General features: G+C 57.9%; 8 protein-coding genes. 4 read left to right on the top strand and 4 right to left on the bottom strand.

The window, feature by feature from the left end; genetic code table 11:
• Positions 1 to 38: 38 nt before the first annotated feature.
• From A7X77_RS23130 to A7X77_RS23145, 4 genes are all read right to left on the bottom strand, one after another.
• On the bottom strand, positions 39 to 1529 hold the full coding sequence (locus A7X77_RS23130; RefSeq protein WP_064685179.1) for a sugar transferase: 1491 nt from the start codon (positions 1527 to 1529) through the stop codon (positions 39 to 41).
• Positions 1530 to 1535: 6 nt separating this feature from the next.
• A complete protein-coding gene (locus A7X77_RS23135; RefSeq protein ID WP_064685337.1) occupies positions 1536 to 2399 on the bottom strand; it encodes a WecB/TagA/CpsF family glycosyltransferase in 864 nt (287 codons plus the stop codon).
• A 583-nt stretch (positions 2400 to 2982) separates the two neighbouring features.
• A complete protein-coding gene (locus A7X77_RS23140) occupies positions 2983 to 5106 on the bottom strand; it encodes a right-handed parallel beta-helix repeat-containing protein (protein ID WP_064685180.1) in 2124 nt (707 codons plus the stop codon).
• Between the two features lie 16 nt (positions 5107 to 5122).
• On the bottom strand, positions 5123 to 6427 hold the full coding sequence (locus A7X77_RS23145) for an O-antigen ligase family protein (protein ID WP_064685181.1): 1305 nt from the start codon (positions 6425 to 6427) through the stop codon (positions 5123 to 5125).
• Between the two features lie 625 nt (positions 6428 to 7052).
• Here A7X77_RS23145 and A7X77_RS23150 point away from each other — a divergent pair.
• The 4 genes from A7X77_RS23150 to A7X77_RS23165 are packed head-to-tail and all read left to right on the top strand — an operon-like array spanning position 7053 to position 12500.
• Positions 7053 to 8003 carry a glycosyltransferase family 2 protein gene (locus A7X77_RS23150; RefSeq protein ID WP_064685182.1) on the top strand — a complete coding sequence of 317 codons (951 nt, stop codon included), beginning with the start codon at positions 7053 to 7055 and terminating at the stop codon, positions 8001 to 8003.
• The gene (locus A7X77_RS23155) at positions 8000 to 9100 is read left to right on the top strand and encodes a glycosyltransferase family 4 protein (RefSeq protein ID WP_064685183.1); all 1101 of its coding nucleotides are present in this window, start codon (positions 8000 to 8002) and stop codon (positions 9098 to 9100) included. The genes A7X77_RS23150 and A7X77_RS23155 overlap by 4 nt, the downstream gene beginning before the upstream one ends.
• Positions 9094 to 10236 (top strand): glycosyltransferase family 4 protein, encoded by a 1143-nt coding sequence (locus A7X77_RS23160; protein WP_064685184.1) that lies wholly within the window; start codon positions 9094 to 9096, stop codon positions 10234 to 10236. The genes A7X77_RS23155 and A7X77_RS23160 overlap by 7 nt, the downstream gene beginning before the upstream one ends.
• Positions 10233 to 12500 carry a GumC family protein gene (locus A7X77_RS23165; protein WP_064685185.1) on the top strand — a complete coding sequence of 756 codons (2268 nt, stop codon included), beginning with the start codon at positions 10233 to 10235 and terminating at the stop codon, positions 12498 to 12500. The genes A7X77_RS23160 and A7X77_RS23165 overlap by 4 nt, the downstream gene beginning before the upstream one ends.
• The last annotated feature ends 19 nt before the right edge of the window (positions 12501 to 12519 follow it).

Raw genomic sequence — 12519 nt, forward strand, 5'->3', positions numbered from 1 at the left:
CCATTGTTGTGATGATTGCGCGCAGGACGAGAAACAGGTCAGCAAGCTCCCTTGCCCTTCAAGACCGCAGGAATTGTGCTGAGAAGAATGTGCCAGTCGAACCACAAGGATCGGTTGTCGATGTAGAAGCCGTCGAGTTGCTGCTGCAGCTCGATATCCGCATCGCTTCGTTCGGATATCTGCCAGAGGCCTGTCAGCCCCGGTACCACCGAACGCCGCTTGTCACGAAATTCGCTATCCATAGCCGAGAGGTGGTACTCCGGAAACGGACGGGGTCCTACCAAGGCCATTTCACCTGCAATGATATTCACCAGTTGCGGGAGTTCATCGATGCTCGATGCGCGAAGGAGATGTCCGATCACCGGCAAAACGCGGGGGTCGTCACGAAGCTTGAAGTGAGTGGACCATTCGGCTTGTGCAGTTGGATTGTCTCGGAACAACGCTTCGAGGCGTTGTTCCGCATCTCTGTACATCGTCCTGAGCTTCAGGACGTGAACCGGCTTGCCAAACAAACCTTCCCTGGCGTGCCTGAAGAAAACCGGCCCTGGATCGATGGCATAGATCGCCGCAGCAGCAATGAGAATGACGGGCATAAGCACCAGCACTGCGGGGATGGCGATCGCCAGATCGACGGCGCGACGCACCAGGTTCGAGTTTGCGGCCCCCCCGCTGCTCGCCAGGCGAACACCGATCTCTCCGCCGATGTCAGCCGGCCGCAATCCGGTTACCTTGAGGTTCGGCGTATCTGAGAGGAGGATGACCTCGGCGAAGGTTTTCCGCAACGTCGCCAACTCGGCGATGTGTGAGCCCGTATCATCGGCGATCAGGGCAATCGATGGGCGCTGATCAGGTGACAGTTCCGAAATGTCGGTGGCGCAGGACTCCGGCCGAATGCCATACTGCCAATGGTCTGTGAAATGCGCCATGAGCGCGGGAATACGGTTGCTACCACCTATGATAACCGCCCGCTCTCCCCAGACACCAAGTCTGCGCGACAGACCACGGGCAACCCCATGCATGGCAGGCTGAAAAATCAACCCGAGGCCAAGAAGCCCAAAGATGGGAAGCAGCAGTCGCGTCCCTTCCGGTAGAAGGATCGCTCCAAGCGCTGCGACGACAGCGACCTTGCCGGACGCCGTCGTGCGGCGGCGCAGATGCTCGTGGTCATGAAGCCGATAGCCGGGATAGAGCGCGCTCGACGCATAAAGAATGATCGTTGCCAGGGCAGCGAGGGCGAAAGCACGCTCCAGCACCATGTCCGACCCGTCGGGAAGGAACGGCAGAAGAAGAAGATAGGCTATCAGATAACCGGCTATGTCGCCGGCAACCAACAATGACGACGTAGCGAGCCGAGGTATCCTGCGCCTGAGTGGAGCTGGCATATACAGCCTTAGCCCCCCGCTGAACGTAGCGCCCGGCGTCGCATTTGCCACCGGCGGGACAGCACTTGCCGGACCCGTTCGCGTGGCGGTCACATCATTTGAGGTGATTGCCTTCGGCAGGTCGGATATCGACGCTAGTAAGGACATGATGCTTTACACCTTTACGGCTACGGCTTTAGGCGCGCTCGATCCAAAAACCTCGTCTTCGATCGGAAATTTTCGAAGTCCCAGCCTCTGGAAAGCTGTCAGCGAGATGAAGGTCGGAACGACCAGCGCATAGCGCCGCCACAGCCGCCGCGGCTCGCAGAGGAGACGAAACACCCATTCGAAGCCACTTCGTTGAATGATCCTGGGAGCCTGCCGCTTCAATCCAGCGTGAAAGTCGAAAGCCGCTCCGACACCGATGAGGATCGATGCGTCAAGACGATCGCGCATGCGAGCCATCCAGAACTCCTGCTTGGGGCTGCTGAGACCAACCCAGATAATATCCGCGCCTGACCGATTGACCCGGTCTGCAATATCCGTCTCTTCTTGCAGCGACAATTGATGAAAAGGTGGTGCGTAGGAGCCGACGATCTGCGCTTCCGGGAATTTTGCGAGAAGGCGTGCCTGCAACCGATCCAGCGTCTCGGTTGTCGCGCCATAGAGGAAGTGGCGCACGCCTTTGGATCTGCCTGTGTCGAAAACAGACAGCATCAGGTCGGGTCCGTAGACCCGGTCGCTCTCCGAATGGCCGGCACGTTTCAGTGCCCACACCAGCGGCATGCCATCAGGGGTGACGAGGAATGCCCGGTTATGTATCGACCGAAGTTCAGGATCGTCCTGGCATCGGACGATGCCGTGCGCGTCGCGAACGCACACATATCCCTTCCTGCCATCTTCGATCGCGTTTTGAATAAGTCCGGTCGCGCTTTCGAGGTTGACTGCCGAAACGCGAACACCAAGGACATTCGTCCATTCTAGCTCGCCCCTTGGATGAAGAACTGAAGTTTGGCTGCCTGCTGGTTGTTTTCTCATGACCCACGCTTTCGCGACCGAAACCGTCATCAGAATATCCTGCCAGACCGATTGCCTCCATACTTGCTGCTCCAGCTATTGGACGTAGAATAGACTTCGCGTTTACGTCTTACGCCGAGATGACGTACAATATTCGAAGTAAGTCTGCGTACCCCATGGCTTAGCACGTCGCTCCTTATGTGATGACCGCGGCCCCGAAATAGCGGATTGATCGTGGCAGGAGCTGCAAGAAGATATCGTTTCGGCCGAACAAAGATGGTTGGGCTTGAGCACTGAAGCGCGTCGCATCAAATTAGATTGATGCGACGCGCATTAGCCCTTTGTTTTTACGCATGTCGTTGTCCCCGGAACCACTGCACAGTTGCGGGGGACATGCATCAACGGGAAGCGAGATATGGTGAACCGATAGGGGAGATGACAGCTCCCCGCTGGCGAACCCTTGGATTCGATCGCCACGCTGAACTCGTCGATGCTCTTGCCTGCGGCAGTTGCCGGCAAGACGAAGCTAAACTTGATCGGCAGTACAAATTGCCGCGGCGCCTGATTTAATCGCCTGAGAACACCCCCGCTGGTGGCGTCCTTGTTACTGGGGTACGGCTACGCTTCCCGTGTCCGCACCGGCCTTCTGAAGATCGCTGAGACTGCCAAATTCTCCGGACCGCATGATCCTCGGATCTACTCGAAAGCTCTGGCTATTCAAATTGCCGATGTAGCGGTTACGTGCGAATTGCACATATTCAGGCCCGTGGTCGGGAGCATAGACGTAGGCTGCAAGCCCGTTGCTATTGTTGATTGTCACGAGATTGCTCTCGATACGATTTGGGCCTGCCCATGGCGGGTGCCAGCCTCTGCCCGTACCGTCATCCACGCGAAAAGCCGCGCCCGATCCCCCGGTAATGACGTTTCCGGTCACCAAATTGCTCCAGCCGCCGTTGATGCCGATCGCAGACACGTTGCCCGAGAGCGAATTTCCTTCGATGCGCAGCCCGCTCGCCTTTCCATCCGTGTAGATCGCCCAGCTGATGGGAGTCGGCCATTCGCTAATGTTTTCATATCCGGGAGGCCAGAACGTCCCGTCGGCCCTGTTCATGAGGTGGCCGGTGCCAGTCACGACATTGTAGCGAATGGTGCTGTTCAAGGAATCGGCCTGCTCACCCATCATCTTGATGGCGCCGCCGTCGGCGGTCTGCTGGTTGGCGTTACGGACCACGTTGTGCTCGATGGCAGCGTTATAGACCGCGTCATTAACACCCCACAGCGAACCGCCGGCGATCCCGAACTGCGCCGTGTTTTCAATCAGGTTGTTGGCGATCCTGACATTATTGGCCGCCTGGAACCAGATTCCGGCGGTCTCAATATAAATCTTTCCAATGTCATGGATGTGGTTTGAAAGGATTCTGGACCCATCCGACCTGCCGAAGGTGCCATAATTCGTGCCGACGTAGATCCCGTTGCCGGCCACATCTGCAATCACGTTGGCGGCGATCAACGCGTCCTTGCTTTCCGTCACATGGACGCCGACGCCGACATTCTCGATATTGTTGCCAAGGATTTTAACACCATCGGCGTGTTCGATCCGGATGGCGCCAAATCCTCTCGTATCCGTATAAAATTTGCCGCTACCTTCGGGCGCTCCATCTCTGAACTCGAGCCCCGATACGACCACCCCATTGGCCCCCTCCAACTTCAAAAATGTCGGCAATACGCCAGCAACGACGACGGAATCGGGGAACGACTGATCGATCGGGATATAATGAAGCTGGCCCGCGGCAAGGTCGTGCCACCACTCTCCAGGCGCGTCGAGCAAGCTTTTGGCGCCGGTGAGGAAGTAGCGGCTGCCTTCTGCGGTAAAGAAGTAACTTGTGCCTTTGGTATGGACGGTCCGGCCGGCGCCATCAATGGATACGACCGGAAGCGTATCATTGCCCCACTGGCTTCCGGGTTGATAGCCTCCAACGATGTTAATGACCAGCCCGCTCGCATCCCCCACGTCCGGAAGATCACCGGCATGGAAGCAAAAGCGCGTGTTTCCTTCCCACATGTCGATTGCAGGTTCGCACTTTGCGGCGAATAACCACCCCTTGCGGGGGTTGCCATCAGCCGGAGCATTGGGAAATCGAGCCCGATTTTGCCGTATCCGATTGACGAAAAGGTCACCGACGCCTTGCTCCGGCGGCAATGTCAGCCGCGCTGTCCAGCGGCCATCGGACTGCCGCGCCCAGTTGCCCAGGCGTGGCCCTCCATGCAGAATCGGCGCTTCATTGCATCTTGCCGTAAGGATCAAACCCGTATCGCGGGCGTCAAAGACGATCGGCTGAGTAAGGTAGTAATCGCCTTTACCCAGCGCAATCATATTGGAACCGCCTTTCTCGCGGGCAGCATCACGAGCTCTTTCGATGCTGGCGAAAGGCCCATCGTCCCCCTGCTGATTTGCGGTAGGAAGCAGGCCGCCCCAACTGTCTTTTCCGTCGGGAGAAACGTAGAATATCGTCCGCGCCGCAGTGCTGCTGCTCGATGCGTCGCGTAAAGAAGTCCCATTCAATTTGGCTGCCGAAGTCGTGGAAGCTTCCGCGCAGGTCGCTTCCCGGATGAGCATTTGCAGGCGCTCGGGCGCATCCCCTTCTGTCCCGGCTGGAGCCGGATTGCCGGACTTCGGAAAGAGCATGACAGGCAAGATGCTCAGGATAAGTCCAACACGCCACCTCATGATGTCTGCGACCCGCTCATAAGGCCACTCGAGACGCTTGCCACGATGGCGCATGACTCACCGAAACGACCGGCGCGTACAGCGAAAACATGATGATCGCTGTGGTGAACAGGATGAAGATGGCGTCATTCTGCACGAAAAAAATACTCTCGGTCAGATTCATCACTAGGATCATGATCGTCAGGACGTTGAGCCAGAGCCACCCGTACTGCGCGTCATGACAATGAAGCATTGCGCCCTGGCGAATTGCATGGGGAAGCATCACAGCAAACGGGATCATTCCCACTATTCCGAAGCTCAACAAGATATCACGGAATCCATTATGCGCGTGGGGCGCGGCCCATCCGATCTTCAACCACATGTGTAACGCTTCGGGGTTCGCGGTTGTCCAGAAAGCCTGGTAACCGTACCCAAGCATCCAACGATCGGCTATTTCGCGATCGACCAGCTCCCACAATGGCACCCGGCCCGTCAAAGTCGCGTCCTTGCCGAGCGCTTCAAGGGCCGGAACCAGGAATTCGTGAAGCGAAATCAGAATGCCGACAGACAGCTGAATAAAAAACAGGACGATGACGACGCGGCCAATGCTGCTGCTTCTTTGCAGGAGGGTATAAAAGCCGATCAGGCAAAACGCGACTGACGTTGCAATGATTGCCGTCATCGATCCGGAGCTCGCGAGGCAGATGATACCCGCAGCCAACAGGATGAACGCGGTTCGCCGCAGGCCGAACGTCCCGTCGATCAGCACCGCCGTCGCCACCAAGATCATCAGCGCCGCGTACCAGCCCAGCACGTTTTTATGAATGAAGACGCCCCGCATAGCACCATCACCATCCGGCATGGTGGCGAGGGCCGGTGACACCATAGAAAGAACCACACTGAGGACGATACAGGTTCCTAGGGTTACAAATACGAGGAACAGCAGCTGCCTCGGCGTGAAACGTATCGCCAGGACGTAGGAAAGAAGCACGCAAAACAAAAGGCCGATTGCGCGCCTCAAGGTCGTCGAAGGACCGATCGACCACAGGGTAGACAAAAAAGGCAAGGCAAGGATCAGGGGAACTAGCAGATTTCTCCTGAGCGCCGTTAGAAACTGCGGAAAATTGCGTATCAGGATCACGGCTGTAAATACATATATAGGAAGGCAAGGCAGACGCAGTATAGATCTGGCAGATTCGCTGAGCGCTCCGTCGGCATCTGCCAGGATCAGCGGCAGAAGGGCGCCTGCCTGAAATAAAAGGGATATGCCGGCGCCCCAGCATTCTATGACCCGCCAACTGATGGTTGGCCCGCTGGCAGTTCTAAGGCTATCTACTCTCATTATCCGTCCCGACTGATTGAACAGACAAGCGGCTGTTGATTCGCGACAGATCAAAAACAGGTGTCGCCTTCGTGGCGCGCGCTGCTCTCAAGCAATCATCCAGCCCCATCCGCGGTCAACCTGTCCTAGTGAAGGGTGGGCTACGCCTAATGCAGCGTCGCTCCACCAAAAGACGGTGTTGGGCTTAATCTTCCAGCCGGTATTTACCCAAAGGGCGGGCCTTCATGTCCGCCGATTGCCCTTAAGAGCAGGTGTTGCGCTTGTCCGTTCATCGGTACCGTGGCGATGAATGTCTTATGAAGCGTGGTGGGGTAAGCCGCAGTTCCGCTGCAATGAGGCAACAAATCTGACAGAGACTTTCTCTGCAGTCGAAGCCTGGAAGGTTAGGATTGCTATGTTCCTGCGTCATGATCCTAGTTCTCTATGCAACACGACGGGCGCTCTACTCGTCGTGGCGCTGTCAGCGGCCATCTCATCGGCTCTGCGCGAGATGCGGTTCAGCCGATACCCTATTTTGATCACCATTACCGATGCTCCAAACCGCAATGGCTGCGGAAAGGTCGGCCTCTTAAGCAACTTTGCGCTGCACAGCGGTGCATTGTGGCCACCCGCCTGAGAGCGCGTCATGGAGCGGCCGGCCGTCAGTGTCCTCATCAATAATTACAACTACGCTCGCTTTGTCGGGCGGGCGATAGACAGCGTGTTGAGCCAAGACGCACGCAACGTCGAGATAATCGTCGTCGATGACGGCTCGACCGACCAGTCGCGGTCTGTCCTGCAAGCATATGACAGCCGCGTAAAGGTGATCTTTCAGGAGAACGCAGGACAGGCGGCTGCGATAAATACCGCTGTCGGATCAAGCATGGGCGAGATCTTGTGCTTTCTGGATGCCGACGACTGGTGGGGGCCGGGCAAGCTGTCGGCGACGGCTGCAGCGTTCCGTGCCAATCCTAAAGCATCACTCGTCTATCATCGACTGCAGCCAACGCTTGTCGATGGCACGCCGACGTCCAAGCCGATCCCTCGAACCTTGTGTTCGGGCGCTTTGTCGTCGCTACTCGCCAGATCGGCTGGTTGGTGGCCTTTTCCGATGACGTCAGCCGTCGCGGTACGGCGGAGCGCATGGGATGCTGCGGGCAACATTCCGCACGAGTTCCGGATATCGGCCGATGCCTGGCTCGTGGGGATCTATCCGTTTCTGGGGGACGTGATTGCCATTCCGGATCCCCTTGGATTCTACCGCATCCACAATAACAACTGGTATCGCTCGACCGAGGATGCCTCTACGCTAAGGAGGCGGATGACGCACTGGCGGCATACCGTTGAGGCAACGAACCTGTTTCTTTCAGCCCATGAACTGCCAGCAAGGCTGCATCTGGCGGATCACTATCCCTATCGTATCGCGTCGGCCAAGCTGCAGGGAGCCGATGCTCTCAGCCGGCTCAAGCTTGCCGTCGAAGGCCTCTTCTTTGCCGGCGAACCGAACCTGCTCAGGCGGACTCGCGACAGCTTGCGCTCGGCACTCGGCCTGTCTCGGCTCGGTCTGGACGTCGGCCTGCCGGAGGTAGCGAAATGAAGGCGCTGCTGTTGGTTTCCGAACTGGAAGACTATACCATCTCCTTTGCCAGCGGCGTTGCCCAGCACCTCGATGTCGTGCTTGCCGTGCCGCGCCGGCGCTATGCACATCTGGCCTCTTCCTTCGACCCAGCTGTCGATCTGCACCTTCTGGACTGGCCAAGACACCGATCTCTCTCCAATCCGTGGTTCCTCTACCAGCTCACGCGCCTGATCCGGCGCGAACAGCCGAACCTTATTCATCTCCTCAGCAATTCTACGCTTTGGCTGAACCTCGCCGTGCCGTTCTGGCGCCCGATCCCGCTTGTGACCACGATCCATGACGTCGAAATCCACCCGGGCGACTCCGATACGCGTACATTGCCCGGCTGGGCCCCTGAACTGATGGTGAAGCAATCGGAACATCTTGTCGTGCATGGCGAGGGACTGAAGCGGATGGTCCTCGACCGATATGCAAAATCGCCGGAATGCGTCCATGTTTTGTCGCATCCTTCGATCCTTCGCTATGCGGAGATCGCCCGGCGACAGCAGATGGCACCGCGCGACGCGGATGGAACGATACGCGTCCTGCTTTTTGGACGGATCTTTGCCTATAAGGGCCTGGAGCATCTGATCCGGGCCGAAGCGTTGCTCAAGGACGTGCTTCCCAACCTGCGCGTCACGGTCGCGGGCCGTGGCGACAATCCGGCGATATTCCTGCCGCTCATGGGGGATGCCGACCGGTATGACATTCGCAATCGTTTTATCGAAGATACCGAGGTCGCGCAGCTTTTCCTGGACACCGACATCGTCGTGCTTCCCTATACGGAAGCATCCCAAAGCGGCGTGCTCAACCTTGCCGCCGCATTCGGCAAACCGGTGATCGTTACTGACGTCGGCGAGTTGCGTGACACCGTTGAGCCCAACGGGCTGGGGATGGTGGTCCCTCCAGGGGATGCCAAAGAGCTCGCGGCAGCGATCAGGACATTGGCGGACAACGGCGAGCTCAGAAACAGGTTCGGTGCCAACGCGCTCGACTGGGCCAAGGGACCAAATTCGCCTGAACGGATAGGCGGCCAGGCCGCGGCAGTTTATCGGGAGGTGGTCGGGTCATGCTGATGGAAGCCCTCACAGACAGAAGCCGGCCGGCGGCATGGAGCGTTGCGAGCGTCCGCCACTATCTTCCGGGCGGCTGCGAGAATGGCGGGGGCATCGGCAGGCTCGTCGGCTATATAACAGAAACGGCGAAAGGGACCGGCACGGAGCATTTCGTCACCGATACCAGAGGGGCTCGATGGTCTAAATTGACGTCACCGGCGCGACTGGTCGGTGCCATCCTGACCATGGCAAAGGATCGGATCGTTGCGCCTGACCGCATTCACCATATCCATATCGCCGGCCGCGGCAGCACGTCACGCAAACTGATCCTGACCACGGCTGCCCGTTTGCTGGGGTGCTGCCATATTCTGCACCTTCACGACTACGATTACGCCGTCGATTTCGCGCAACGCTCGCCGGCTCAACAACGGCTCATACGTCGGATGTTTCAGAATGCCGACCGTGTCGTGGCGCTGGGCCAGCGCGATCGCGCGACACTGACGACCCTTCTGGGTGTTGACGAGCGCCGCGCAGTGGTCGCCCATAATTGCGTCCCCGATCCCGGGACGCACAAAATTCGTGACGGCGAGATACCGTTGATCGTATTCCTCGGCCGGTTGAGCGAACGCAAGGGTGTCACGGAGCTTCTATCGGCCCTGAGCCACCCGCTTATGAAAGAACTCCGGTGGCGAGCCGTGCTGGCCGGCGATGGTCCTGTCGAGCACTATCGCCGTCTGGCTGACGCCATGGCGCTTTCCGATCGGGTCGAGATGCCTGGCTGGCTTGACGCCGGTGAGGCGCGGGCCTTGTGCGCGCGTGCAGATATTCTGGTTTTACCGTCACACGCCGAAGGGCTGGCCATGGCCGTGCTCGAAGGACTGTCCCATGGGCTCGCCGTCGTCACCACGCGTGTTGGGGCGCATGACGAAGTCATTACCGATGGCGAGACCGGGATCTTCGTGCCGGTGGGAGACCAGAATGCCCTGGCCGCAGCTTTGGCAAAACTGGTGTCCGACCGAGAATTTTGCGTCCGCCTCGCCGTCCAGGGGCGCGCGCATTATCTCAACCATTTCAGCATGATGGCTTATATGCAGTCGCTCCAAAAACTATATCTGACCGTGTCCTCCAAACCTCAGGCATGGGTTGACGCACGATGACGATTTCCACTGTACCACCGGACCGCAACCTTCCGATCTCGTCGATGCGATATGACCCTCGCGCTCAAGTAGAAACCAAAGCCGACAACCTGGACCTCGCATCCGCCTTTCGCATGCTGCGACGAAGAATGGTCATGATCATTGTGATAACCGTGCTGCTGGTGGCGCCCGCGGCGATCATGATCTCTGGGATGAAGCCGGTCTATCAGGCCTGGGCCCGGTTGATCATCCACCAGCCTCTCGCAAAATCGCTTGGTGTAGAGGACAGCAGCAGCAGTGATCTGCTTGACGCGAAATCGGAGACGGAGCGGCTTCTGTCCAGAAGTATTGCAGAGCGGGTCGTACGCGAACTGCGGCTTAACCTTCGGCCGGAATTCAATCCAGCGCTGCGGGAGGTCTCATTGTTTGAGAGCATCCGGGTAAAGTTGCGCGGCCTGTTCGATCCGCGAAAACCCGCCGAGCCGGTACGCGACGGCATCGACGCCGTCATCCCGGAATTTTACAAGGCGCTCGGCGTCTGGCACGAAGACAAGAGCGACGTTGTCCAGGTCAGCTTCACGACGAATGACCCTCAACTCGCCGCCGCGGTTCCGAATCGTGTTATCAGCATCTACCTCGATGAGCGGAAGGGCAGTGTCCGCAGCCGTCTCGATTCAGCGGAAAAATGGATCGTGCAGCGCATCTCCGAACAGAAGACTCGGGCGGATATTGCTCGCGAGGCTGCCCGAAACTATCAAGAATCGATGGACGTTGTCTCGAAAGAGGACGCTCAGGATGAGCGTCTCAAATCACTTATCGAACTCACCGGCCGCGAAGGGAAAATCGAGGAAACCCGGGTTGAGGTGAAGGCGGTGATATCGACGCTTGAGGCAGCGGATAACGCTTCGGTCGCTGTGCAGAACATCGCCCTCCCGGACGATATCACCACAAAGCAACGTGATCTTCGCGCGCAGGAGGGAGATCTTGCTCGCTTGCTTGAACTATACGACGGCAATGCCGAGGCTGTCGTGGATTTGCGCGGGAAGATCGAAAAATCCCGCGCCGCCCTCAGCTTTGCGACCAAGCAATATCTCCAGACAATGCGCGCCAAGCTCGCCGCGCTCGATCATGAGGCTGCCGCAGTTCAAACCATCCTGGATGTCGCTCATGAAAAACGCACACGTGACGCCCTGGTGCAGACGGAACTGACGCGACTGCAGCGGATTGCCGATAAGGAACAGCTGGCACTCGACAAGCTTGAGGACCAGCGCCGTGACCTCGCCGACAAGGCTAAGCTTCCCGGCGCGGAATTGGAGGTCTTATCGCCGGCTTCAGTGCCCCTCGGATCGCAGGGACGTGGGCGGCTTTTCTATCTGGTGAGCGCCCTTCTGGCTGCGATCTCGGCAGCCGTAACGGCTGCTTTCGCCGTGGAAATGTGGGACCGGTCCATCCGGAGTTTCGACCAAATAGCAGGAATGGCCCGCACGATACCGGCGGGACTTATCCCACGGCTGGCGCGGAAGGAAAATCCGAAGACGATTTTCAGACTTGTGCAGGTCCCGATGTTTGACGAGGCAATTCGCACCGTGATCCTGACGCTCAAACAATCCAACGGGGGCAAGTTGCCGAACAGTATCGTCGTTACGTCGGCGCACAGCGGAGAAGGCAAGTCGCTTGTCGCAAGATCGCTGGCTATCGAGCTCGCCGCCGCGGCAATTCCGGTGCTGCTGGTCGACGGCGACCTTCGACGGGGAGAACTCGATTCGTTCTTCAGGTCGGGGCTGCAGCACGGATTGAACGAATACCTGAACGGCCAGGCAGATATACGCGACATCGTTTACCACCATCCAAGCGGTATCGACTTCATTCCATCTGGCAAGTTCAGTCTTCAGCGACGCGTTCGTCCGAACGGCCTGGCAGATATCATCGAGGTGGCGGGCGCGGCCGGCCGGATTGTCATCTTCGATAGCGCGCCTGTGCTCGCCTCGACAGACACCGTGCTTCTGACTGCGCTCGCGGAAAAAACACTGGCAGTTGTCAGATGGGGAAAGACGAGCCGTCGCGCGGTCGAGTTCAGCCTGCAGCAAATGAAAAGCCAGCGAAATTCGGAAATCCTTGTCGCGATTAACAATGTAAGCCCCGACAAACACGCGCTTTATAATTTCAGTGATTCAGAACTTTTTTCCAAATCCCTCATGAAATATTACCAGCTTCACACCACGGATACTCCAAAAACGATAATTGGAAATATCTACTCTTTGAAATCGAAAATAATACATAAATGAACTGCCGCACTATTGTTCG

This window comes from Rhizobium bangladeshense (genome assembly GCF_001662075.1).
GTDB lineage: Bacteria > Pseudomonadota > Alphaproteobacteria > Rhizobiales > Rhizobiaceae > Rhizobium > Rhizobium bangladeshense_B.